Annotated in this window: 18 protein-coding genes; 5 read left to right on the plus strand and 13 right to left on the minus strand. The window is 73.2% G+C overall.

Features of this window, described 5'->3' with window-relative positions:
- Positions 1-527 precede the first annotated feature (527 nt).
- Positions 528-2246 (plus strand): LCP family protein, encoded by a 1719-nt coding sequence (locus ABZ464_RS37870; RefSeq protein ID WP_359285307.1) that lies wholly within the window; start codon positions 528-530, stop codon positions 2244-2246.
- A 16-nt stretch (positions 2247-2262) separates the two neighbouring features.
- Here the strand turns inward: ABZ464_RS37870 and ABZ464_RS37875 are convergent, their stop codons facing one another.
- From ABZ464_RS37875 to ABZ464_RS37915, 9 genes are all read right to left on the minus strand, one after another.
- Positions 2263-2427 (minus strand): twin-arginine translocase TatA/TatE family subunit, encoded by a 165-nt coding sequence (locus ABZ464_RS37875; protein ID WP_359285310.1) that lies wholly within the window; start codon positions 2425-2427, stop codon positions 2263-2265.
- Between the two features lie 140 nt (positions 2428-2567).
- Positions 2568-3401 (minus strand): endo alpha-1,4 polygalactosaminidase, encoded by an 834-nt coding sequence (locus ABZ464_RS37880; RefSeq protein WP_359285313.1) that lies wholly within the window; start codon positions 3399-3401, stop codon positions 2568-2570.
- On the minus strand, positions 3398-4060 hold the full coding sequence (locus ABZ464_RS37885) for a spherulation-specific family 4 protein (RefSeq protein ID WP_359285315.1): 663 nt from the start codon (positions 4058-4060) through the stop codon (positions 3398-3400). The genes ABZ464_RS37880 and ABZ464_RS37885 overlap by 4 nt, the downstream gene beginning before the upstream one ends.
- A complete protein-coding gene (locus ABZ464_RS37890; RefSeq protein ID WP_359285317.1) occupies positions 4057-4956 on the minus strand; it encodes an NAD(P)-dependent oxidoreductase in 900 nt (299 codons plus the stop codon). Before ABZ464_RS37890 ends, ABZ464_RS37885 begins: the two co-directional genes overlap by 4 nt.
- A 7-nt stretch (positions 4957-4963) precedes the next feature.
- Positions 4964-5677, minus strand: coding sequence for a sugar phosphate nucleotidyltransferase (locus ABZ464_RS37895; RefSeq protein ID WP_359285320.1), 714 nt, complete (start codon positions 5675-5677; stop codon positions 4964-4966).
- Positions 5678-5722: 45 nt separating this feature from the next.
- Entirely contained in the window at positions 5723-6724 is a 1002-nt protein-coding gene (locus tag ABZ464_RS37900) for a GDP-mannose 4,6-dehydratase (protein ID WP_359285322.1), read from the minus strand.
- A gap of 97 nt (positions 6725-6821) precedes the next feature.
- Entirely contained in the window at positions 6822-8240 is a 1419-nt protein-coding gene (locus ABZ464_RS37905; protein WP_359285325.1) for a hypothetical protein, read from the minus strand.
- Positions 8237-9820 (minus strand): GT4 family glycosyltransferase PelF, encoded by a 1584-nt coding sequence (pelF, locus tag ABZ464_RS37910; protein WP_359285327.1) that lies wholly within the window; start codon positions 9818-9820, stop codon positions 8237-8239. The genes ABZ464_RS37905 and pelF overlap by 4 nt, the downstream gene beginning before the upstream one ends.
- Before the next feature lie 124 nt (positions 9821-9944).
- Complete coding sequence (locus tag ABZ464_RS37915; protein ID WP_359285328.1) at positions 9945-12074, minus strand: hypothetical protein; 2130 nt, start codon at positions 12072-12074, stop codon at positions 9945-9947.
- A 546-nt stretch (positions 12075-12620) separates the two neighbouring features.
- On the opposite strand from ABZ464_RS37915, the gene ABZ464_RS37920 reads away from it, so the two are divergent.
- Together ABZ464_RS37920 and ABZ464_RS37925 are read left to right on the plus strand one after the other, a co-directional pair.
- Positions 12621-14666: a phosphocholine-specific phospholipase C gene (locus ABZ464_RS37920; RefSeq protein ID WP_359285330.1), complete on the plus strand. Its 2046-nt coding sequence runs from the start codon at positions 12621-12623 to the stop codon at positions 14664-14666.
- Between the two features lie 89 nt (positions 14667-14755).
- The gene (locus tag ABZ464_RS37925) at positions 14756-15577 is read left to right on the plus strand and encodes a phospholipid scramblase-related protein (RefSeq protein WP_359285333.1); all 822 of its coding nucleotides are present in this window, start codon (positions 14756-14758) and stop codon (positions 15575-15577) included.
- 606 nt (positions 15578-16183) lie between these two features.
- Here the strand turns inward: ABZ464_RS37925 and ABZ464_RS37930 are convergent.
- Together ABZ464_RS37930 and ABZ464_RS37935 are read right to left on the minus strand one after the other, a co-directional pair.
- Positions 16184-17131, minus strand: a complete 948-nt coding sequence (locus tag ABZ464_RS37930; RefSeq protein WP_359285334.1) for a hypothetical protein — start codon at positions 17129-17131, stop codon at positions 16184-16186.
- Positions 17128-17931 (minus strand): phosphatase PAP2 family protein, encoded by an 804-nt coding sequence (locus tag ABZ464_RS37935; RefSeq protein WP_359285337.1) that lies wholly within the window; start codon positions 17929-17931, stop codon positions 17128-17130. Before ABZ464_RS37935 ends, ABZ464_RS37930 begins: the two co-directional genes overlap by 4 nt.
- Positions 17932-18090: 159 nt before the next feature.
- Here ABZ464_RS37935 and ABZ464_RS37940 point away from each other — a divergent pair, with 159 nt between their 5' ends.
- Positions 18091-18717, plus strand: coding sequence for a TetR/AcrR family transcriptional regulator C-terminal ligand-binding domain-containing protein (locus tag ABZ464_RS37940; protein WP_359285340.1), 627 nt, complete (start codon positions 18091-18093; stop codon positions 18715-18717).
- A 148-nt stretch (positions 18718-18865) separates the two neighbouring features.
- Here the strand turns inward: ABZ464_RS37940 and ABZ464_RS37945 are convergent, their stop codons facing one another.
- Complete coding sequence (locus tag ABZ464_RS37945) at positions 18866-19894, minus strand: DUF2510 domain-containing protein (protein WP_359285342.1); 1029 nt, start codon at positions 19892-19894, stop codon at positions 18866-18868.
- Positions 19895-20181: 287 nt separating this feature from the next.
- Here ABZ464_RS37945 and ABZ464_RS37950 point away from each other — a divergent pair, with 287 nt between their 5' ends.
- Positions 20182-22857 (plus strand): AAA family ATPase, encoded by a 2676-nt coding sequence (locus tag ABZ464_RS37950; RefSeq protein ID WP_359285344.1) that lies wholly within the window; start codon positions 20182-20184, stop codon positions 22855-22857.
- Between the two features lie 78 nt (positions 22858-22935).
- Here the strand turns inward: ABZ464_RS37950 and ABZ464_RS37955 are convergent, their stop codons facing one another.
- Entirely contained in the window at positions 22936-23745 is an 810-nt protein-coding gene (locus ABZ464_RS37955) for an SDR family NAD(P)-dependent oxidoreductase (RefSeq protein WP_359285346.1), read from the minus strand.
- Positions 23746-23781 lie beyond the last annotated feature (36 nt).

The following is a 23781-nucleotide window of genomic DNA, read 5'->3' on the forward strand; positions in this document are numbered from 1 at the left end:
GTCCGAACCGCCTCCCGGCGTCCGAACCGCCTCCCGGCGTCCGAACCGCCTCCCGGCGTCCGAACCGCCTCCCGGCGTCCGAACCGCCTCCCGGCGTCCGAACCGCCTCCCGGCGTCCGAACTGCCCCCCGGCGTCCGAACCGCCTCCCGGCGTCCGAACTGCCCCCCGGCGTCCGAACTGCCCCCCGGCGTCCGAACCGCTCCCGGCGGCTGACGCCGGCCCCCGGCGGCCGACCGCTCCCCGGCGTCCGAACCGCCCCCTGCGGCTGACGCCAGCCCCCTGGCCGTCGACCGGCCCCTGGCGGCTGACCGGCCCCTGCGGCTGACGCCAGCCCCCGGCGGCCGACCGCCCCCCGGACGGGGAATCCCTCCCCCAGGTTGCATGACATCCCTCACCTGTGAATTCGCCCAGGATCCGGACTGCTCTGGCCAGGGCTTTGTTAGATTGCGCAACTACGCAAGCAACCTCGATCTTGATTGCCGCCTCTACCTCTGTGCATCTGTCCGACCGTTCGTAGGAGTGGTGAATGAGCGACCCGTGGGACGGTCCGGCCGGCCAGGCCACGCGCAGCCGCACCGGCAGGGTGCCCGGGCAGCGCGCGACCGGGCTCGACGAACCGCTTCCGACGGGCGGGCGCGCCGCGGCACGGGCGGCCTCCCGCGGGCGCGGCGGCGGCCGCGGGACGCGCCGGGGCCGTCCGGTGCGCCGCGGCAGACGCCTGCTGCGGATCGCCGGGCTGTGCCTGGCGGTCCTGGTGCTGGCGACGGCCGGTGCGGGCTGGTGGTTCTACCAGCACCTGAACAGCAACATCAACAGCGTCTCGATCGACGGCAAGGGCGGCAAGGAGAAGGCCGACGCATTCGGCCGCACCCCGATCAACATCCTGGTCATGGGCTCGGACGGCCGTACCAGCAAGGCGGACTGCAAACTGGGCGGCGGCTGCTCGCAGACCGGGGTGCAGTCCGGCAACGGCAACGCGGACGTGCAGATGGTGGTCCACATATCCGCCGACCGCTCCAACGCCACCGTCATGAGCATCCCGCGCGACACCATGACGAACGTCCCGGCCTGCAAGGACAGTGGGACCGGGCAGTCCACGTCCGGCTACTACGGCCAGATCAACAGCGCCCTCCAGTACGGCCCGGCCTGCCAGGTGTCCACCATCCACGAGCTCACCGGCATCCCCATCGACCACTTCGTCAAGCTCGACTTCTCCGGCGTGGTCAAGATGTCCGACGCGGTCGGCGGTGTCTCCGTGTGCGTGAACGCCAACGTGTACGACACCTACTCGCATCTGAAGCTGTCCAAGGGCACCCACACCCTCAAGGGTGTCGCGGCCCTGGAGTTCGTCCGCTCACGGCACGGCTTCGGCGACGGCAGCGACCTCGGCCGTACCGTCTCCCAGCACATCTTCCTCAGCGCGATGATCCGCAAGTTCAAGAGCGCGGGCACCCTCACCGACCCCACCGCGGTCTACAGCCTCGCCGACGCCGCCACCAAGGCGCTCACCGTGGACGACGGCCTCGGCAGCGTGAAGAAGCTGATCGGGCTCGCGGCCGACCTGAACAAGGTCCCCACCAGGCGGATGACGTTCACCACCATGCAGACGGCCCCCGATCCGTCGGACAGCGACCGGGTCGTGGTGGGCACCGGCGCCAAGACCCTCTTCTCCACCATCGCGGGCGACCAGTCGCTCACCACCGGTTCCGGCAAGAAGTCGGCGGCGGCCTCCGCGACGGCCAAGGCGACGGCCACCGCCTCGGCGGTCCCCGCGTCCGAGGTCGCCGTCACCGTGGAGAACGGCACGACCATCACCGGCCGCGCCTCCGCCGTCGCCGGCGCCCTCACCGACGCGGGCTTCGACTCCGGCACGACCACCGCCAACGCCCCGAGCCCGGCGACCACCACGACCCTCACCTACGGCACCGGCCGGAAGGGCGCGGCGCAGACGGCCGCGAAGACCCTCGGCCTGCCGTCCTCGCATCTGAAGCAGGGCGGCGGAACCGGCCTCACCCTGGTCATCGGCAGCGACTGGCCGAGCGGCACCACCTACCCCGGCGGCACCTCCTCGCCCGCGCCCGCCGACACCAAGGCCGCCGTCTCCAACGCCCACGCCCAGACCGCCGACGAGGCCAAGACCTGCGCCGAGGTCAGCCCCTTCAAGACGGTCGCCCTCAATGGCGTCCCCATGACCCCCACCCAGGCCTACGCGGCGGCGGGCAACAAGCCCGACTCGGACGACTGACCGGGGCAGACGCCGGTCAGGGACGCGGCGCGGCGTCGTCCCGGTCGTTCAGGGACCTCGCCTCGCTCTTGAGGATGCGGGTCGCCCTGCCCGCCGAGCGGGTCAGTTCGGGCAGCTTCCTGATCGCGAGGATCGCGATGACGACGACCAGGATCAGGGCCAGCTCGCTCATGCCGAACATACGGGTCTGCTCTCTCTCCAGGTCGTCTACAGTTCTGTAGAAGTATCCCCGGGAGGCGAACGCTCAACAAGTCTGCCTTCCGGCCGCGTTGGCGGGAAACTGTACGAACCGAGGAGCGTCAGCAGCGGGCGCCCCCCGGCTCAGCAGGGCTTGCGCCACACCCCCAGCTCCAGCTTCTTCTGCATCGACGACAGCTTCAGCCGTCGTGACTCGGCGCAGAAGCTGCTCGTGGGCTCCGCGTACTCCACGTGGAAGACCGCCTTCCCGGCCTCGATGAACGGGGTGAGCCGCGCGCACTCGCCGTACTGGGCGCACTCCTCGTTGACCGCGAAGTCGAAGTGGGCGAGGAGCTGGGGGATCTGCGGCAGGTCGTTCTTGAGGCCCACCGACATCCCGCGTGCGTGCGCCAGCTCGGCGATCATCCGGTTGTAGCGGAGCTGGTCGCGGGCGGTGAGCGGGAAGCCCGTCGTGTTGCCGTAGCCCTCCACCAGGTCCGGTTCCACCGCGTCGAAGCCCTTGGCGCGGCACATGTCGAAGCGCCGCGCCATGATCGGCCGCAGCACGGAGATCTTCCGGATGTCCAGCCAGCGCTCGCCCGCCCAGCCGTTCTCCTTGCCCAGCACCGCCTTGGGGAAGTCGTCCTTGTCGGACCGGAAGTCCTCCCACGCGCCGACGTTGACGTAACAGATGACCTTGCGTCCGTCCCGGTGCAGCCGGGCCACGTCCGCGGCCGTGTTCTCGAAGCCGTCGATGTCGTAGACCGGCACGTCCACCGACGGGTCGACCCTGCTGTTGAGCTGCCACTGCCAGGCCAGCCCCGGCCGGGGCCGCCACAGCTCCCCGGCCGACGAGTCCGCCGTACCGGAGGGCGAGCCGGAGGCCGGCGGCGTGCCGTCGTCCCCGCCCCCCGTTGCGGAGCAGCCCGCGAGTGCCAGCGCGCCGGCCAGCAGGATCGCTCGTACCGTGTACCTCATCGTTGTGTTCCGCTCAGTGCGGGGGTCAACTCACCCCAGGGATTGGGCAGTTCTCCCGTGACGGGACCGGACACCGCGGCGCCCCGCTCACCCGCGGTGCGCACCGCGAGCGGTACCAGCGCCTCGGGGACGCCGTACACCAGATGGCAGAGTCGCTCGGGCGCGTGCCGGGTGGTCCAGTCCGGGCGGGTGAACGCCGAGACGTACGTGGACCAGTGGCCCTCGAAGGTCACGGTCAGGTCGGCGAGGCGGGCGTAGCCGGGCGCCGGGTGGACCCCGGGGTTGAGGACCACCGTCCCGGCGCCCGAGCGGCGCACGCTCTTCACCAGCCGGCGGCAGGCGGGCAGCGCGTCCGGGGTCGCCGTCACCTGGTCGAGGAAGCAGCCGTCGGCCGCGTACCACTCCTGGTGCCGGCGTACGTCGGCCACCACGGCGGCCCGCTCACGCACCCCGTAGTCGGTGTCGACGTACCCGAGGACGCGCGCGCCCGCCTCCCGAAGGGCCCCGGCCGCCGCGGCGAACGCGGGGTCGGGGCCCCGACCGGGCCCGTTCGCGGGGTTGAGGATCACGCCGTACGTGCGCCCCGCGCCCTGGATCAGACGGTGCCAGGCGCCCGGATCCTCGGCGGGGTGCACGTACAGCGGAATCAGCAGGCTCACGGCGTGCCGTCGCCTTCCCACAGCGCGGCGAGCGCCTCGTCGAGGGTGTGCGCGGGCCGCCAGCCCAGGGCTCGCTCGGCGGCCGTGACGTCGGAGCACTGCCAGGACACCTCGCCCGAGCGGATCGAGCGTCCGCCCCCCGTGGTCTCCTCGACGCGGCCCCGGAAGCCGGCCTGCGCGGCCAGCCCGAGCACCAGCTCGCGCACCGGGACGGCGCGGCCCGCGCTGACGTTCAGGATCCGCGGCAGCGGGCCGGGGACGGTGACCGCGAGCTCGGCCGCGTGCGCCACGTCCCGTACGTCCACGAAGTCGCGGTACGAGGACAGATCGCCGAGCCGCAGCACCGCGTCCGGGTCCCGGCCCGCCTCCCGCAGCAGGGCGGCCAGCCGGCCCGGCAGTCCGGCGGGCGGCGCCCCCGGCCCCACCGGGTTGCCCACCCGCAGCACCACCGCGTCCAGGCCGGACGCGGTCACCACCGCCGTGCCCGCGAGCTTGGTCGCGCCGTACGGACCGGCCGGGCAGGTCGGGTCGGACTCGGTGACCGGGCTGCCCGCGATGCCCGGACCGTACTCGGCGGCCGAGCCCAGATGCACCAGCCGGGCCCCCGGCGCCGCCTCCCGCAGCGCCGCGCACAGCACGGCCGGGCCACGGGCGTTGACCTCGGCGAGGGTCACGGCGTCGCCGCCGGTCGCGCCCGCGCAGTTGACCACCGCGTCGGGCGCGGCCAGGGCCAGGGTCTTGGCCAGCTCCGCCGGACGGACCGAGGCGAGGTCGACCTCGTGGTCCGCGCCCGGGGAGCGGCCGGCGCCGAGGACCAGCGCGCCCGGCAGGGCCCGCAGCCGGTCGGCGACATGGGCTCCGAGATAGCCGGTGAAGCCCAGGACGAGAATGCGCATCGGGTGCTCAGGCTCCCTTGAGGAGATGGGACTTGCGGGTGGTGAACTCCGCGTTGGCGCGGTCGTAGTCGTCGGGGCGCCCGATGTCCAGCCAGTAGCCGTCGAACTCGTAGGCCTGCGGCTTGTTCTGAGCCTGAATCAGATCGAGGACCAACTCGTCGAAGCCGAGCGGCAGTCCGGGGGTGTAGCCCTCCAGCGTCGAGCGGGACAGACCGTAGACGCCCATCGAGACCCGGTAGTCCATGCTGGGCTTCTCGGTGAAGGCGACCACCTTCGAGGAGTCGGTGGTCAGCACCCCGAAGTCGATGCGCACCTTCCGGGCGTACGTGGCGATGGTCAGCGGCGCCCCCGAGGCGCGGTGCGTCCTGAGGACGTCCGCGTAGTCGAGGTCGGTCAGGACGTCACCGTTCATGACCAGGAACGACTCGGGCAGCCGCTCGCGCAGGGTGAGCAGCGGGCCGAGAGTGCCCAGCGGGCTCTCCTCGGTGGCGTAGTCGATCTTCAGGCCCCAGGCGGCGCCGTCGCCGACGTAGGCCCGGATGATCTCGCCGAGATGGCCGATGGCGATGGTGCAGCCGGTGAAGCCGGCCGTGGCCAGCTGGCGCAGCACGATCTCCAGGATGGCGTGCTGGTCGCCGATGGGGACCAGCGGCTTGGGCAGCGCGGTGGTGTAGGGCCGCAGCCGGACGCCCTTGCCGCCGGCCAGGATCACTGCGTGCACGGGACTCCTCCTTCGTGTCTTCGGGTGTGGGGACGTACCGGACGGTCAGATGTTGTAGATGCCGGTCTTGTAGCGGGTCAGGTGGGCCGGGTCGCGGAAGAACTCCACGGTGTGCGCGAGGCCTTCCTCCAGGGTGTGCGCGGGCTGCCAGCCGGTGGCGGCGGCGAGCCGGCTCGCGTCGGCGACCAGCCGCATCACCTCGGAGTTGGCCGGCCGGATCCGGGCGGTGTCCTCGCGGACGTCGAGGGCGGTGTCCATGACCTTGCCGATCAGCTGGACCAGGTCGCCGACGGAGATCTCCCCGCCGGTGCCGGCGTTGAAGGTGCGGCCCACCACCTGCCCGGCGGGCGCGGTGCCGACGGCCAGGAACGCCTGCGCGGTGTCCCTGACGAAGGTGAAGTCCCGCGTGGGCCGCAGATCGCCGAGGGTGATCGTGCGTTCCCCGGCGGCCACCTGGCCGATGACGGTCGGGATGACCGCGCGCATCGACTGGCGCGGCCCGAAGGTGTTGAACGGCCGCAGCGTCACCACGGGGGTGTCGAAGCTGGCGTGGTAGCTGTCGGCCAGCCGGTCCCCGCCGGCCTTCGAAGCGGCGTACGGGGACTGGGTGTTGATGGGGTGGTCCTCGGTGATCGGCACGGTCTGCGCGGTGCCGTACGTCTCGCTCGTGGAGGTGTGCACCAGCCGGGGCGTGCCCAGCGCGCGCACCGCCTCCAGCACGTTCAGCGTGCCGGTGACGTTGGTGTCCACATAGCTGTGCGGCGCCCGGTAGGAGTACGGGATCGCGATCAGCGCGGCCAGGTGGTAGGCCGTGTCGGCCCCTTCGAGCAGGCCGCGCACCGAGCCCGGGTCCCGGACGTCGCCCAGGACGATCTCCACCTGGTCGAGGACGTCCGGGTGCAGGGTCTCCAGCCAGCCGTACGAGGAGAACGAGTTGTACTGGGCCATGGCCCGCACTCGGTGCCCCGAGGCGACCAGCGCCTCGGTGAGATGCGAGCCGATGAAGCCCTCGGCTCCGGTGACGGCGGCGAGCGGTGTGGAGGTCAACTCCGGTGTCCTTCCGATGGGTTCGATGTGTGTGTGGGGGCGGGTGACGGCAGCGTGGGGGAGGTGAAGGGCGCGTGGCCCGGAGAGCGTGCGGCGCTCAGGCGTGCGGCGCGGGGCGGCCGAGCTGCCACAGCGCGTACGCCGTCAGACAGAGCGCGGCGGCCCCCGAGGCCAGACAGAGCGCCTCGACCGGGCCCGGCGGCAGGCCGAGGAGGGCGACGGCCCCGGCGCCCCCGGCGGCGGTGAGACAGATGAGGGCCGACGGCCAGGCGGCGCCGAACGCCTGCAGCAGCAGGGCGGTCCACAGCGCGGCGGCGAGCAGCAGCAGCGCGGTCGGCGCGGACCCGGTGACCAGGGCCGCGGGCACCAGCGGCAGCAGATAGGCGAGCAGACAGACGGCGAGGATGCCGGCCGAGCGCAGCAGGAACCCGGCGGGGGTCGCGGTGGCGCGCAGGGCCGCCACCGACAGACCACGGTAGCGGTACAGCAGCCACTCCGCGAGCCCCATGCTGACGGTGAGCACGATCACCGCGTACGGCTCCGCGCGCCCCTCCAGCAGCACCAGCACCCCGGCGGCCAGCCCGAACAGTCCGTAGGGCAGCGACCACGCGAGACGCGGGAGGGGCCCGTCGGGCGCGGCCGGCGCGGCGAGGGCCGTACGCAGCGCCAGGGCGGTCACGGCGAGCGTGCCCAGCAGGGCCAGCGCCGGCAGCCCGGTCCGCAGCGGCCCGCCCGGTTCCCACCACGGCAGGACGACGGCGCCCGCGATCAGCGGGGAGAGCGCGGCCAGCAGCAGCCGCTCCCGCGCCAGCACCAGCAGGACGCCCGCCGCCGCCAGATACAGGGACTGCGCGGCGACGGCCAGGAGCACCGGCACGCTCCCGGCGAGCGGCACGGCCGCCGCCGTGGCCAGGGCGGCGCCGACGGGCGCGCCGGTGAGCAGCGTACGGCCCGCCTCGCGCCGCCCGGTCGCCCTGCGCAAGTGGGCCCGGTGGCCGAGCGCCTGCCCCCAGGCCCAGGAGACCAGGCCCGCGACGATCAGCGCGGGGGCGTGGTCCGCGGCGTTCCACAGCGGACGGGTGAGCAGATAGGCCAGCCCCGGCAGGGCGAACAGCACGCCCCGCAGCAGACAGCGCACGGTGTCCGGGCGCCATACGTCGGCGGCCGGAGCGGGCTCCGGGAAGGTCCTCGGCACCCGCTCGTACAGCGCGGCGGCGAGGGAGAACAGACTGGGGTGGCCGTAGCGCGCCTTGATGAGGGCGGCCGACAGGCCCTCCGCCTCCAGCAGCGCGGCCACCTCGTACGGGTGGACGGCGGGCCCGACGCGGTCGGCGAGCTCGGCGGCCAGCAGGCTCACCGCCTCCTCGTCGGGGCCCTGCCGGGGCAGCCGGATGGCGAGCGTGGTCTCGTCCGAGGCCCAGCGCGGCCGGCGGCGCGGCGGGCGGGTCTCGGCGAGCCGCAGCGCCAGCGTGTCCTGCTCGGACCCGCCGGGCTCCAGGGAGATCGGCCCGCTCATCCGGCCACCGTGCCGACCGGCGCGACCGGCGAGACCGGCTGGGGCGGCACCGAAGCCGCCGCAGGCACGGCTGTGGTCATGGCCGTGGTCGTGGTCATGGCCTTGGGTATGGCCTTGGTTATCCCCGCGGGTTCCCGCTCCAGCGTGGGCAGTTCGAGGTAGATGGCGCGGAAGGTGTCGATGGTCTGGCGCAGGGTGAACTGCTCGATCACCCGCAGCCGGGCCGCCTCGCCCATGCTGCGGCGGCGCGCCGGGTCGCCCAGCAGCTCCAGCGCGGCCGAGGCCATCGACCGGGGGTCGCGGGGCGGCACCACGAGCCCGGTGTCGCCGACCGCCTCCCGTACCCCGCCCACGTCGGTGGAGACGGTGGCCCGCCCGCACGACATGGCCTCGATCAGCGTGAACGGGAAGCCCTCGCTGATGCTGGACAGCATCACGACGTTGCCGGCCGCGTAGGCGTCCTTGATGTCGTCGACCCGGCCCTCGAAGGTCACGGCGTCCGCGTGTCCCAGCTCGGCGGCGAGCGCCTCGCAGCGCTCCCGGTAGGCCTCTCCGCCGCGCGGGGTGCCGCCGAACAACCTCAGGCGGCAGTCGGGGAGTTCGGCCCGGACGAGCGCGAAGGCCCGGATCAGGGTCTCCAGGTCCTTGATCGGGTCGACCCGGCCGGCCCAGCTCAGGGTGAGGTCCCCGGGCTCGGGTCCGGCGGGCGGGAACGCGGCCGGGTCCACGCCGTTGTAGACGGTGCGGATCGACTCCGGGGCGGCGCCGCCCTCCTCCTCCCACAGCCGGTTGTAGCGGTTGCCCGGGGTGATCAGCGCGGCCCGCCGGTAGGTCTCCTCCGCCAGCAGCCGGAAGAAGCCGAGGACGACCGCCTTCACCGGCCAGCGGTAGGGCGCGGTGCGGTAGCCGAGGTAGCGCTCGCGCAGATACACGCCGTGCTCGGTCAACAGCAGGGGCACACCGTGCCGTTGGAGTGCCGCGAGGCCCGGCAGGACGGCGACTCCGCCGCTGACCGCGTGCGCCACCCCGGTCTCGGGGGCGGGTGCGGCGAGCGGGCGCAGGGCGTGTTCCAGGAGGGCGGTCGCGGTGAGCGCGTCGTGCAGGGTCGGGCCCGCCTCGCGCACGGCGAGGCCCGGCCGGTTCCACACCGACGTGAGGATCGCGATCGCCCGGTCGCCGCAGAGGAAGGGGCTGAGCGCCCCGTCCGCCGCGGCCCGCGCCATCGTGTACAGGGCGGGCGCGAAGCCGCCCTCGGCGCGCGGGTCGAGCAGCGCGGTGAGGAACTCCTCGTAGGCGGTGGCCAGTCGGGTGCGGGCGCGGCCCCGGGGCGCCCGGCCGGCGGGCGGGTCGCCCCACATGGGGACGGACAGCACGCGCGTGACATGGGTGGGCAGGTCCCAGGCGAGGGACTCGCGTCCGGTGCCGGTCACGGCGATGACGTCGAAGTCGATGTCGGGCATGCCCTGGACGAGCTGGTCGCACCAGACGCTCACGCCGCCGTGACTGTGCGGGTAGGTGCCTTCGGTGAGCAGGGTGACGCGCGTCGCGCCGGAGCGGCGCGCGCCGTGGGGAACGTGCATCGGTGGGCTCCACGGCCGAGGTGTGGGGTGGTTCGTGCCCGGTGAGCCCCGTTCTCGGGGCTCACCGGTGGGTCCGTGCCGCGGGCTCGCGGCGGTCGGTTCCGTCCGTCGGTCGGTGCGCCGTTCAGTTGTCCGCGGTGTACGGGACCTGTTCGGTCACGCCCGCCGGGACCCGTGTGTCCGGTGCGGGCCGGGTGGCCGTGAGCGTCTCGGAGGTGTCGGCGGCCGGGGCCGCGGCGGAGGCCGGCAGGGTGAGGGTGAGGGGAGTGCCGGCGGAGGGCGTCCAGCCGGACACCCCGCCCGCGTACGCCGTGCCGAAGGCGGCGCCGGCCAGGGTGGTGCCGCTGGGCAGGGTCGCGGTGACGTCCACGCCGTCGGGTGCCTCGACGGTGACGGTGTCGCCGACGCGGTAGGCGGTCACCCGGTCGTCGCGCACGGCGGCCTGCCAGGCGGTCCGGCGCTCGAGTTCGGTGCCGATGTCCTTCATCCGCAGGTTGACCACCGGGGTGTCGTCGGCGAACAGGGCGCGGTAGCCGTCGAGGACACCGTCGAGGACGGGGTAGGCGAGGCGGTCCTCGGCGAGGTTCGACTGGTGGATGTAGTGCGGCTTGGGGTCGTTCGCGAGGACGTGTCCGAGGGCGGTGCGGGTCTCGATCGGCACGATGTGGTCGGCGTAGCCGGTGGCGGGATCCAGCGGGGCCGTGAGGCAGGTGGTGGTGGCGGGGTTGTCCTCGCAGACGCCGCTGCCGCCCTGGGCCCGGCTGGTGTAGATCCAGTTGTACTCGTCGATCTGCTCGGCCGCCCTGCCCGCGTTGTAGAAGACGTTCATCGGGTGGCGGGGGACGGTGGTGGCGGCGCCGAGCCGACGCCGGTCGGGCTCACGGGAGTTGTCGGAGCCGAGCCAGCCGATGCCGTTGTCGTCGAGGGCGGGTGCGAGGTTGGGGTTGTCCACGGGCTGCTGCGGCAGCACCTTCAGGCCGGAGTGCTCGCCGGTGACCAACTCGTCGGCCTCCAGGGGGAGTCCGTTGGCCTGGCCCCAGGCGCGGTTGTCGGCGATCGCGTCGGAGATCTCCGTACGGCTCACCCACTGCGTGGCGCCGTCGGCGTCGGTGGCGCACTTCCACGGCACCACCGTGGTGTCCTGCACACAGCCCAGGAAGGCGTGTGTGTAGGTGTGGTTGATCCAGCGGAACCGGTCCTTGTCGGCGAGGAGTCGGTCGGCGAGCGGGTCGGCGCCGTTGTTCTGCGCGCGGGTGTCGACGGTGGCGACCGCGTTGTAGGCCAGGTCCAGGGTGAAGTTCCTGCTGTTCTGCCAGGTCACCGCGTGGTCGACGTCGGCGGCGGTCATCCGGATCGGGTCGGGGGTGGCGCCGGGGTCGGTGCAGTCGACGTCGCCCGGGGTGCAGTCGAGGGTGGTGTTCCAGCGGTCGTCGGCGGCGAACACGTCGTCCACGTGCACGGCGAAGTAGTTGCGGGAGGCGCCGAGGTGGACCCCGCCGGTCATCCACTCCACGATGCCGCGGGCCAGCAGCCGGAACTGCTGCTGGTACTGGTTGTAGACGAAGGTGACGACCAGTTCGCGCCGCCCGTCGTGCCGGTACTCGCCCACCAGTGAGCCCCGCGTCGACTGCCCGGGGACGGGCGCGTCGACGTAGGAGGTGAAGTCGGCGCCCGCCGCGGGCGTCGACAGATAGGCGTAACTCTCGCCGACGGAAGGGTCGTTGTCCTCGAAGGGCACCGTCCCGTCGAGATAGCCGAACGGTCCGGTCCGCCCGGCGGCGGTCACCGAGGCCCGCACCCCGTCGAGGCTGCCGGAGTAGCCGCCGTGCACCGGGTACTGCAGACCCGCTTCCGGACGTGCGTAGGTGTAGGCGTCGACCTGGGGGATGCCGTAGGTCTGCTCGTAGGCGGCGAGGGCCGCCATCTCCGCCGAACCGGCCGCGAACGGGTTGTCGTTGGGCAGCACGACCGCCTGGAACCTCGCGCGGGGCCGGCCGTCGACGGTGTCGGCGAGGAAGGCCGCGTCGATCACCTGCCGGCCGGGCCGGGTGAGGTCGATCTCGGTGTACGGCGTCCCCGCCGCCGTCAGTTCAGCCGCGATGGCGCCGGTGGCCGGGCCGCCGTCGCTCACCACGAGAACCCGCAGGTCGACGCGTGGTGTGGTGGCGTCGGCACGAGCCGTGCCGGTGGGCAGGCCGAGCGCGGCGATGAGCGCGCCCACCGTGAGCGCGGTGGTGCGTGTGGTCCGCTTCATGCGGTGAAGTTCCCCTCCCCGGGCAGGGGTGAGCACCGCTCCCGTGGAGCTGACGCACCCCCTTGCGGAACGCCGGCTCCCCCTCCGAGGCCGGTCGTCGCCGCATCCGTCGCGAATGAACATAGTGAGGAGTCTGTGCGGGTTTTGTGATCTTGCTGCGGAACATGACGGAAAAGTGCGCTTGCTCCGGTGATTCGGCACACAACCGAATCATGTGTTTTTCCATCTGAGGTGCTCGCGGGGCACGACGGATGCAAGCGCTTCATGTGCTGGTCGTGGCCTCGGGCGGCACACGGCCGGACCCCTTGGCCGGCCGGTCGAACCGCCAGTGGTCCATACCGCGAGCGGCGGCCCGGATCAGGCCGGAATCGCGTCACCCTAAGGGAGTAGGGCCCGGGTCTTGGGGGGCCTTTGATCCGCTGCACATCTCGCGTACCGGCGACCTTCACGCGGACGCCACCGCACCCTTCCGCGCCGTTCGATGCCCTTGGAACACTCGCTTCCCGTCACGTGAGACACGCCTTCCGCACGAGAGGTCCCTCACCCATGTCCGAGGTCAACCGGCGCCGCTTCCTCCAACTCGCGGGCGCCACCACCGCGTTCACCGCGCTCTCCGGCAGCATCGAGCGTGCCGCGGCGCTGCCCGCGAACCACCGCACGGGGTCGATCGAGGACGTCGAGCACATCGTCGTCCTGATGCAGGAGAACCGCTCCTTCGACCACTACTTCGGCACGCTGAGAGGCGTCCGCGGCTTCGGCGACCCGCGCCCGGTGACGCTCCCGAACGGCAAGTCGGTGTGGCACCAGTCCGACGGCACCAAGGACGTCCTGCCCTTCCATCCCGACGCCGACGACCTGGGGATGGCCTTCCTCCAGGACCTCCCGCACGGCTGGAACGACGGCCACGCCGCCTTCCACGGCGGCAAGTACGACGGCTGGATCGCCGCCAAGTCCGCCACGACGATGGCGTACCTCAACCGCGCGGACATCCCGTTCCACTACGCGCTCGCCGACGCCTTCACCATCTGCGACGCCTACCACTGCTCCTTCATCGGCTCGACCGACCCCAACCGCTACTACCTGTGGACCGGTTACACCGGCAACGACGGCAAGGGCGGCGGCCCGGTCCTCGGCAACGACGAGGTCGGCTACAACTGGACGACGTACCCCGAGCGGCTGGAGAAGGCGGGCGTCTCCTGGAAGATCTACCAGGACGTCGGCGACGGCCTGGACAAGGCCGGCAGCTGGGGCTGGATCCAGGACGCCTACCGCGGCAACTACGGCGACAACTCGCTGCTCTACTTCACCCAGTACCAGAACGCCCAGCCCGGCGACCCCCTCTACGACAAGGCCCGCACCGGCACCGACGCCCGCAGGGGCGAGGGCTTCTTCGAGCAGCTGAAGGCGGACGTCCAGGGCGGCAGGCTGCCGCAGATCTCCTGGATCGTCGCCCCCGAGGCCTTCACCGAACACCCCAACTGGCCCGCGAACTACGGCGCCTGGTACGTCGCGCAGGTCCTCGACGCCCTCACCTCCGACCCGAAGGTGTGGGCGAAGACGGCCCTGTTCATCACCTACGACGAGAACGACGGCTTCTTCGACCACATGGTCCCGGCGTTCCCGCCCGCCTCCGCCGCGCAGGGCCGGTCCACCGTCGACACCGGTCCGGACGTGTTCAAGGGCGACAGCGGCCATGTCGCCGGCCCCTACGGACTCGGCCAGCGCGTGCCGATGCTGGTCGTCTCCCCCTGGAGCAAGGGCGGTTACGTCTGCTCCGAGACCTTCGACCACACCTCGGTGATCCGGTTCATGGAGCGCCGCTTCGGTGTCCACGAGCCGAACATCTCGCCGTGGCGGCGCACGGTCTGCGGTGACCTGACCGCCGCGTTCGACTTCGGCCGCAAGGACACCCGCCCGGTCTCCCTGCCCGGCACCGACGGCTACGAGCCGCCGGACAGGGACCGCCACCCGGACTACGTCCCGACCCCGCCCGCGACCCCGGTCCTGCCGAAGCAGGAGCGCGGCCACCGCCCGACCCGCCCGCTCAAGTACGCCCCCTTCGTGGACGGTTCGGCGAACGGCGCGGCCGGGGAGATCACCCTCACCTTCGCCTCCGGCGCGAAGGCCGGCGCCGCCTTCCTCGTCACCTCCGGCAACCGCGCGGACGGGCCGTGGAGCTACACCACCGGCTCGGGCAAGACCGTCTCCGACACCTGGAACCCGGCCACCTCCGGCGGCTCCTACGACCTGACCGTGCACGGCCCCAACGGGTTCCTGCGCGCCTTCCGGGGCAAGGAGGCCGGGCTGGAGGCGATCGCCCGGCACATCGGCGAGGGCCTCGAACTCACCCTCACCAACAAGACCGCCCACACGGCCGTGCTGAAGCTCGCCGACGGCTACGGCGGCCGCACCACGTCCGTGCGGGTGCGCCCCGGCGCCGTGGTCCGCCACTTTGCCGACCTGACCAGGAGCCGGCGCTGGTACGACCTCACCGTCACGGCCGACGTCGACGCCGACTTCGGACGGCGGTTCGCCGGACACGTCGAGAACGGGTGCCCGGGCGTCAGCGACCCGGCGATCGTCACGGAGTAGCAAAGAGCCCGGCGCGCGGGTAAATGCGGCGTGAACACCGGCTCGTGGGGACTGGTCAGGTCCCGGCGGGCTCGGGGTAGTGTGCCCCGGTGACCACGCATTCGAACACACCTGCAGGCTGGTACCCGGATCCGCACGGTGCGGCCCAGACGCTGCGCTACTGGGACGGCGCCCAGTGGACCGAGCACACGCACGCCGACCAGCCGGGCCAGGCTGCGCCGGGCATCCCGGCGCAGCCGGCCGGGCCCGATCCGCGCGTCCAGCGCCAGGTGCAGCAGCAGGCCGGGGTCGCCTCGAGCGGCCCCGGCGGCGGCACGCTGTTCAGCGAGCCGGTGCTGGTGGTGAACCAGAAGGCCAAGCTCATCGAGCTGACCAACGAGTACAAGGTCATGGACCAGCAGGGCAACCAGCTCGGCTCGGTCGTCCAGGTCGGCCAGAGCGCCCTGCGCAAGATCATTCGGTTCGTCGCCAGCATCGACCAGTACCTCACCCACAAGCTGGAGATCCGCGACGCCTACGGTCAGCCCGTGCTGCTGCTGACCCGCCCGGCGAAGATATTCAAGTCCCGGGTGATCGTGACCCGTCCGGACGGACAGCAGGTCGGCGAGATCGTCCAGCAGAACGTCTTCGGGAAGATCAACTTCGCCATCAACGCGGGCGGTCAGCAGATCGGCGCGATCAAGGCGGAGAACTGGCGGGCGTGGAACTTCGCCATCGTCGACCACGCGGAGAACGAGGTCGCCCGGATCACCAAGACCTGGGAGGGCCTCGCCAAGACGATGTTCACCACCGCCGACAACTACGTCCTCCAGATCCACTACCAGCTCCCCGAACCGCTGCTGAGCCTGGTCGTCGCAACGGCCCTCACGGTGGACACGGCCCTGAAGCAGGACGCCCGAGGCCTCGGCTGACGCCGACGGCAGCACGGTAGACACGGGGGCCACCGGACCGGCGCGCCGCCCGGCAGCAGAGGCGGCGGCCATTCCGGCCCGTGGCGGGGGGCCGCACCGCCGGAACACCGGCGCACACCCGGGAGGCCTGCTCGGCGCGGGCGCACGGCCGGGACACCGGCGAGCACCCGGGACGCTTGGTTACCGGGCTCCCCCCGAGCACCCGCCGACGGGCGCCCGGGGACGACTGCCGGCCCGGGCCCTGTCCGGTGCCCGCGCATTCGGCCCGGTGCCTGTCCGGTCGGCCCGAGGCCTGGCCGGTGTCCGTGCACTCGGCCCGGTGCTTGTCCGGTCGGCCCGGTGCTTGTCCGGTCGGCCCGAGGCCTGTCCGGTTGGCCCGATGCCTGCCTGGTGCCCGTGCACTCGGCCCGGTGTCCGTGCACTCGGCCCGGTGCCTGCCCCGTCGGCTCGGTGTCCGTGCACTCGGCCCGGTGCCTGCCCCGTCGGCCCGGTGTCCGTGCACTCGGCCCGGTGCCTGCCCCGTCGGCTCGGTGCCCGCGCACTCGGCTCGGTGCCCGTGCACTCGGCCCGGTGGCCGCGTACTCGGCCCGTTGGCTCCGCCCTCGTTCACCGTGCCGTCAGATGTCCGGGTTCCGAGGTCGGGCGGGGCCGCATGGCCGGTTCGGGTGAGGCTGTTTCCGGGCTCAGGGCCAGGACGGCGGCCACGGGGTGCTCCTCGTCGTGGAGCGGCAGGGGCTGCGGTGCGGCCCGGGAGAGCAGGACCACGCCCCAGCCGGCGAGTGACGCGCCCGCCAGTGCGAGGAGGACGCCCGCCGGACCGCCCTGGAGGCGTTCGCCGAGCAGGACCAGCCCGATCGCCGCCGCGGCCACGGGGTTGGCCAGCGTCACCATCGCCAGCGGGGCGCCGAGCCCGCCCCGGTAGGCGGTCTGCGACAGCAGCAGCCCGGCCGTGGCGAACGCCGCGACCAGCAGCGCCACCCCGATCACCTGCACGCTCAGCAGCGAGCCCGAGCGGTCGGTGGCCGCCACCGTCACCGTCTGGGTGAGCGCCGAGGCGACCCCGGAGACGATGCCGGACGCGCTCGCGTGCCGCAGTCCGGGCCGGGTGCCGGGCCGGGCCAGCAGGCCGATGACCGCCGCCGTGGTCCCCGCCACCGCGATCGCCTCGGAGCCGCTCAGCGCGTTCTCGGGGGCCGGGCCCGAGGCCGTGACCAGGATCGCGGCCAGTCCGGCCAGGGTGAAGGCGGTGCCCCGCCACTCGGCCGGGGTGACCCGCCGCCCCGCGACCCGCGCGCCCAGCGGCACCGCGGCCACCAGCGTCAGCGCGCCGAGCGGCTGCACCACGGTCAGCGGACCGTACTTCAGCGCCACCACGTGCAGCAGCGCCGCCGAGGCGTTCAGCCCCACCGAGGCCCACCAGGCGCCCCGGCCCAGCATGCGCGCCAGCCCGGCGCCGGGGGAGCGGGAGGCGAGCCGCTCCTGGGCGACGGCCGCGGCCGCGTAGGCGACCGCCGAGAACAGGGAGAGGACGACGGCGACGAGGGTGGCGTTCATCGGCCCGCCCCCACCAGGACGTGGTCCCCGGTCCTCGCCCGGACCGGCCGCGGACGGCCGGGGCCGACCGGGGCCGCCGTCCGCGCCGGCACGTGGATCACCGCGAGCGCCGCGCCGAGCAGGGCGCCCGCCACGATCGCGTCGAGCCAGTAGTGGTTCGCCGTCCCCACGATCACCAGCAGTGTCACCAGCGGATGCAGCAGCCACAGCCAGCGCCACCGCGACCTGGTCGCCGCGATCAGCCCGATGGCGACCATCAGGGCCCAGCCGAAGTGCAGCGAGGGCATCGCCGCGAACTGGTTCGACAACTGGTCGGTCTGCGGGGGCCCGTACACCGAGGGACCGTAGACCCGCGCGGTGTCCGTCAGGCCCGCCGCCGCGAGCATCCGGGGCGGCGCGAGCGGGAACGTCAGATGCAGCACCAGGGCGGCCGCGGTGACGGCGGCCAGCACCCGCCGGGCCCACACGTAGTGCGCCGGGCGCCGCAGATAGAGCCAGACCAGGAAGGCCAGCGTGGCCGGGAAGTGCACGGTCGCGTAGTAGGTGTTCGCGACCCGGACCAGGACGTCCCCGTGCAGCAGCAGGGACTGCACCGCGCCCTCGCCGGGGAGGTGGAGCCACCGTTCGGCGTGCCACACGTCAACGGCGTTGCGGAAGGCCTCCGCGGTGTGGCCCGTGGCCAGCTGCCGCCCGACCTTGTAGACGAGGAAGAGCCCTGCGACGAGCAGGAGCTCCCTGACTATGGGCGGCCGTGCCGGTGAGACCGGCTCCGCTGCTTCAGGCTCGGTGCGGGCATTCATCCCCCGGCCCCTTCACTGGACGGTGGTGCGTTTGATCGATCGATACGGCATCGTACCGATACGCTACTGTACCGATACGCGCGAGTACCGGTACACTTGCGTATCGATTGAGATACGACACACTGGAACGGACAGCGAGCGAGAGAAGGGGACGAGGCGATGACGTCGCAGGCCGCGGAGGGACCGGAGCCGGTCGCCGCAACGCGCCGCTCCAAGATCACGCCTGAGCGTGAGGCGGAGTTCTTCGACGCCGTCCTCGAACAGATCCGCGAGTGCGGATACGAAGCGCTCACCATGGAGGGCGTGGCCGCCACCACCCGGTGCAGCAAGTCCACGCTCTACCGGCAGTGGAAGACCAAGCCCCAGTTCGTCGTGGCCGCGCTGCGGTCCCGCCGGACCGGGCGGCTGGCCGGCATCGACACCGGCTCCCTCGCCGGCGACCTGTGCGAGGCCGCGCGGGCCACGGGCCACTGGTCGTTGCACGACAGCAAGCTGATGCAGGCCCTCGGGCACGCGGTCCACGGCGACGAGGACCTCGCCCTGGCGCTGCGCGAGGCGCTGATCGACCCCGAGATCGAGGCGCTGCGCACGATTCTGCGGCGCGGGGTCGACCGGGGCGAGATCCCCGCCGACCACCCCGCGCTGGAGTACATCCCCGCCCAGATGTTCGGCGTCGTCCGCGCCCGGCCCGTCGTCGACGGCGAGTTCGCCGACCCGGACTACCTGGTCCGGTTCGTGGAGGCCGCCGTACTGCCCGCGCTCGGGCTCCGCAGGCCGTCACCGTAGAAGACCCAGGCCGCCGCCCACGGGATGACCGGACGGCGACCTGCTCGCGCCGCACCGTGGGGACGGGGGCGGCGCGCACCCCCCGGCCGGGTGGGGTTCCCCTTGAGCGGAGGGGCGCCCCACCCGGCCGATCAACGCTCGACGGGTGTCACACGTTCGTACCGCTGCCGCCGCCCGAGGCGACCTTGATCCCCTTCGTGATCGTGTCGATGACCGACACGCTCTGGTCGGCGTCCACGCCGAACCGCAGCACCACCAGCCGCTTGCTGTCCGCCGGGGCCGGGAACGCCAGCGACTCCACGTAGCCGTCGGCGCCCTTGCTGGTGACCGCCTTCCAGCGCACCAGATAGCCCTTCTGTCCGGCGACGGTCACGGCCTTGGAGGCGAGCACCTGGTGCGAGGTGATCTCGCCGTAGGTGTCGCCGCCGTAGGACTGCTCCGCGTTCTGGGCGATGTCCGCCTTGGCGACCTCCTCGGCCGTGTCGCCCTTGGTGCCCAGCAGCTCGACCGGCGAGGAGTACACGCCGCCCTTGGTGCAGGACTTGGAGGTGTCGCCCGGGCACTGGTACGAGGACTCGGACGTCACGGCCGCGCCGGAGCTGCCCTCCTGCCCGTACCAGCCGCTCGGGATCGGGATGCTGATCCCGTTGAGCGCGTCGGTCACCGACCCGCTCTTGATCTTCGGCGCCTCGGACTCCTGCGGGGACGGAGAGGCCCCGCCCGAACCGCCGGAGCCGCCGGAGCCGCCTGGTCCGCCGCTCGATCCGCCCGAGCCGCCGCCCGGTCCGCCCTGGCCGCCGCCGCCGCCCGGTCCGCCCTGGCCGCCCGGCCCCTGCGCCGTACCGCTGCCGCCGCTGCCGCCGTCGTCCTTCGACAGCGCGTACACGCCCACCCCGATACTGGCGAGGACCGCGACCGCCGCCGCGACGGCTATGCCCGTGCGCAGTCCGCGCCGCGGGCCCGTGCCCTCCGGCGGTGCCGGGTACGCCGGATAGGCCGGGTACGCCGCATACGCGCCGTCGGTCGGCGCCTGCGCCTGCGGACCCCATGCGGCGGCCGAGCCCACGGGGCGGGTCTGGTCGGTCCACGCCTTGCCGTCCCACCAGCGCTCGGCGGCGGGACCGTCACTTGTCTGCCCCGGGTCGGGGTACCACCCGGGAGGAGTCACCTGCGTCATGCCCTAACCGTATGAGGCATCGGTGAAAGGCGGATGAGAGGGAGGGCATTCCGTTGCGGGGGCCGCGCCCGCCGAGCGCCGCGGCTGGCGTGAATTCGACGTCAAATCCGTGCGCGTCGCCCGGCGTTGACGTTCCGGTGGCCGCGACGCAGGCCCGCCCGGCCGGGCCGGGGTCCGCCGTGTCACTCGTGCAGGCAAGACCTGCGCGGACTGTCTGCACGGCGCCCTCCGGACGGCTACGCTCGAGTTCTGTACGTCGTCCGGGCGACACTTGGGGAGGTAGCGGGATGACGGAGGCACGGCCGGCGGGGGCCGCCTCGGCTTCCCTGTGGGAGCGCGAGAAGGAGATCGCCGGCATCGCGCGGGCGGTGGACGCGCTCTGCGCCGACCGGTCCTCCTCGGGTCACCTGCTGGTGCTCCGGGGCGAGGCCGGGGTCGGGAAGACCGCATTGCTGGCCGAGACCCGCCGTATCGCCGAGGACCGGGGCTGCGCGGTCTGGTCGGCCCGCGGCGGCGAGACACTCAGGTCCGTCCCCTTCAACGTCGTACGGCAGCTGCTGCAGCCCGCGCTGCTGTCGCTGCTGTCCGAGGAGGCCCGCGAGTACCTCGGCGACTGGTACGACATCGCGGGCCCCGCGCTCGGCATAGCGGAACCCGGCGACGGCCCGGCCGACCCGCAGCACGTGTGCGACGGACTCGTCGCCGCCGTGAGCCGGCTGGCCACCCGCTGCTACCCGCTCGTCCTGCTGATCGACGACGCGCACTGGGCCGACCAGGAGACCCTGCGCTGGCTCGCCGCCTTCACCGACCGCCTCGACCGCCTCTCCGTCCTGGTCGTCCTGGCCCGCAGGCCCGAGGCGGTGGGCGGCGACCGGGGCCGCTACCTCGACGCGATCGGCGAGGCCGCCGGCCCCCGCGTCACCAGCATCACCACCCTCACCCCGGCCTCCGTCGCCGGCCTGACCCGCGCCACCCTCGGGGAACACGCGGACGCCGCGTTCTGCCGCGAGGTGTGGGCCGTCACCGACGGCAACCCCTACGACACCGTCGAACTCCTCGCCAAGGTCAAGGACAAGGGCCTCGACCCGACCGAGGCCTCGGCCGCCGAACTGCGGCCCCTGAACCGGGCGGCCCGCGGCGGCGGACTCGTCGACCGCCTGGAGGAACTGGGGGTGGAGGCCACCCGGTTCGCCATGGCGGCCGCCATCCTCGGCGGCGTCGGCATCTCCATCGACGAGGCGTCCCGGCTCGCCGTCATGGGCCGCGACACCGCCGTGCGCTGCGCCGACCTGCTGCGCACCGCCCGCATCCTCACCGAACCCGACCCGGCCGCCGTGCCCGCCGCGGAGGGCGACCTCGAGTTCGTCCACCCGCTCATCGCCAGCGCCGTCTACGACAGCATCCCCTCCAGCCTGCGCACCGCGATGCACGGCATCGCCGCCAAGATCGTCACCGAGGCGGGCAAGGGCCTCGCGGCCGCCTCCCGGCACCTCATCCAGGTCCACCCCGAGGGCGACCAGGAACTCGTCGAACAGCTGCGCGGGGCGGCCGGCGAACACCTCGCGGTCGGCGCCCCCGACGCGGCCCGCCGCTGTCTGGAGCGCGCCCTCGCCGAACCGCCCGACCCGGACGTCCACGCGCGCGTGCTGTACGACCTCGGCTGCGCCACCCTGCTCACCGCGCCCGCCCGGACCGTCGAGCATCTGCGCACCGCGCTCGCCATGCCCGGTCTGGAGGGCGACCTGCGGATCGACGCCGTCTACCGCCTCTCCCAGGCCCTGCTGCACAACGACCAGATGGAGGAGGCCGTCCGCACCGTCGAGGCGGAGGCGAACCGGCTCGCCCCGGGCCCGGCCAAGATGCGGCTGCAGGCCGTGCAGTTCATGTGGGAGTGCGTGCACGCGGGCGAGGCGATCTCCCCGAACCGCTCCGAGCAGCTCGCCGCCCTCGCCGCGACCTGCACCGGCCGCGACAACGCCGAGCGGGCCCTGCTCATCCTGCGCGGCTTCGACGCCGTGACCCGCGGGGAGAACGCGGAGGAGGTCGTCGAGTACTGCGACCGCGCCCTGGTCAACGGCGGCCTCGCCCCGGGACTCGGCTGGACCGACCAGGTCTGGGGCATCGAACTGCTGATGATGCTCTCCAGCTCCTACGCCTACACCGACCGGCTCGACCGCGCCGACACCTTCTTCAACGAGGCCCTGCGCACCTACGAGTCGGCCGGCTGGAGCGGCGGCCATCTCGCCCTCGCGCACGCCTACCTCGGCCTCGGTCTGCGCCGCCGGGGCAAGCTGAAGGAGGCGGAGAAGTCCCTCAGGAAGTCCCTCCAGCTCGCCGAGCGCGTCGGCCGCGGACTGCCCCTGTACTGGTCGGCCACCTGCAACCTGGTCGACGTGCTGCTGTGCCGCGGCCATGTCGACGAGGCGTGGGAGATCGCCGAGGAGTGCGGCTTCGCCCCGCCGTACCCGTCCACGATCGTGCTGCCCGACCCGCGCTCGGTGCGCGGCCGACTGCTGCTCGCGGTGGGCCGCACCGCCGAGGGGATCAACGAACTGGAGGAGGCGGAGAAGGCGGCGGCCGTCCGCGGCCACCTCAACCCGGTGATGGTCCCCTGGGCGGTCGACCTCGCCCGCGCCCTCGCGACCGAGGACCCGGCCCGTGCGGCCCTGCTCGCCGGGGACGTCCGCCGGCGCGCCGAGCGGTTCGGCACCGACACCGCGATCGGGGAGGCGCTGCGGTGCGCCGCCGCGCTGGAGACCGGGCAGCGTGCGGTGCGGCTCGCCCATCAGGCGGTCACGTTGCTGGAGTCCTCACCGAGTCAGTACGAGCACGCGGCTGCCCGTATCGAGTACGGGATTCTGTCGCGGTCGGTGTCCGAGCTGAATCGGGGGTTGACGCTGGCGCGTACCTGCGGGGCGGATGGGCTGGTGGAGCAGGCGGAGAGGGCATTGGGGGCGGGCTGAAGGTTGTTCGGGTGCGGCGTCGTCGTGGCTGGTCGCGCCCACGCGGCGGAGCCGCATATCGACACAGCCCCGCGCCCCTTAGGGGCGCTGCCCCCATCCGTCGGTCAGTAGGTCCTCGGTGATCTGGGCCAGCCGGGCCCGGGTCTTCGGGTCGTACGTCTCCTCGTGGGCCCGTGCCCTGCGGGTTCCGTCGTAGAAGTGGCCCGTGCCCCGGTCCTCCGTGGCCAGGGCCAGGACCCCCGGGGCGCCGTCGGCGACCGTGGTCCACGGGGTGACGCCGCCCTCGCGGACCATGGTCGTGTCCATGAAGGTCGCCGGGTGCAGGACGTTCACCGCGACGCCGGTGTCCGCCAGTTCCCCGGCGAGGGCGAAGGTGTGGGCCGCGAGGGCGAACTTGCTGCGGCAGTAGGCCGGGAAGCCGTCGTAGCCGCGGGTGAACTCGGGGTCGTCCGGGTCGACGGGTTCCTGCCCGAGCGAGCCGACGTTGACGACGCGGGCCGGCGGGTTCGCCCGCAGCACCGGCAGCAGCGCGCGGGTCAGCGCCACCGGCGCCAGATAGTTGACGGCCAGCCGCAGTTCGTGCCCGTCGGCGCTCACCTCACGGCCCGAGCCGGGCGAACCGGCGCCCACGCCCGCGTTGTTGATCAGCACGCCGAGTTCCGGGTGGGCCTCGGCGACCCGCGCGCCCAGCTCGCGCACCCGGGTCAGCGAGGCCAGGTCGGCGACGAACCCCTCCGCCGCGCCCTCGGCCCGCAACTCCTCGACCAGGTCCCGGGTACGGTCCGGATCGCGGCCGTGGGCGAGCACCAGGTGCCCGGAGCGGACCAGCTCGAACGCGACGTACCGGCCGAGACCCGAGGTGGCGCCGGTGATCAGGATGGTGGACATGCCCCCACCGTAGGCACAACTGCCGTGCCGTGCCTG

The sequence above is a fragment of the Streptomyces sp. NPDC005820 genome (assembly GCF_040630255.1).
In the GTDB taxonomy this organism is placed as follows: Bacteria; Actinomycetota; Actinomycetes; order Streptomycetales; family Streptomycetaceae; genus Streptomyces.

Excerpts from the sequence above, each read along its gene's own strand:
- ABZ464_RS37930 (WP_359285334.1), bottom strand. The coding sequence starts at position 17,131 with ATGAACGCCACCCTCGTCGCCGTCGTCCTCTCCCTGTTCTCGGCGGTC.
- ABZ464_RS37915 (WP_359285328.1), bottom strand. The coding sequence starts at position 12,074 with ATGAAGCGGACCACACGCACCACCGCGCTCACGGTGGGCGCGCTCATC.
- ABZ464_RS37905 (WP_359285325.1), bottom strand. The coding sequence starts at position 8,240 with ATGAGCGGGCCGATCTCCCTGGAGCCCGGCGGGTCCGAGCAGGACACG.
- ABZ464_RS37950 (WP_359285344.1), top strand. The coding sequence starts at position 20,182 with ATGACGGAGGCACGGCCGGCGGGGGCCGCCTCGGCTTCCCTGTGGGAG.
- ABZ464_RS37955 (WP_359285346.1), bottom strand. The coding sequence starts at position 23,745 with ATGTCCACCATCCTGATCACCGGCGCCACCTCGGGTCTCGGCCGGTAC.
- ABZ464_RS37940 (WP_359285340.1), top strand. The coding sequence starts at position 18,091 with ATGACGTCGCAGGCCGCGGAGGGACCGGAGCCGGTCGCCGCAACGCGC.
- ABZ464_RS37880 (WP_359285313.1), bottom strand. The coding sequence starts at position 3,401 with ATGAGGTACACGGTACGAGCGATCCTGCTGGCCGGCGCGCTGGCACTC.
- ABZ464_RS37890 (WP_359285317.1), bottom strand. The coding sequence starts at position 4,956 with ATGCGCATTCTCGTCCTGGGCTTCACCGGCTATCTCGGAGCCCATGTC.
- ABZ464_RS37935 (WP_359285337.1), bottom strand. The coding sequence starts at position 17,931 with ATGAATGCCCGCACCGAGCCTGAAGCAGCGGAGCCGGTCTCACCGGCA.
- ABZ464_RS37920 (WP_359285330.1), top strand. The coding sequence starts at position 12,621 with ATGTCCGAGGTCAACCGGCGCCGCTTCCTCCAACTCGCGGGCGCCACC.
- ABZ464_RS37875 (WP_359285310.1), bottom strand. The coding sequence starts at position 2,427 with ATGTTCGGCATGAGCGAGCTGGCCCTGATCCTGGTCGTCGTCATCGCG.
- ABZ464_RS37945 (WP_359285342.1), bottom strand. The coding sequence starts at position 19,894 with ATGACGCAGGTGACTCCTCCCGGGTGGTACCCCGACCCGGGGCAGACA.
- ABZ464_RS37870 (WP_359285307.1), top strand. The coding sequence starts at position 528 with ATGAGCGACCCGTGGGACGGTCCGGCCGGCCAGGCCACGCGCAGCCGC.
- pelF (WP_359285327.1), bottom strand. The coding sequence starts at position 9,820 with ATGCACGTTCCCCACGGCGCGCGCCGCTCCGGCGCGACGCGCGTCACC.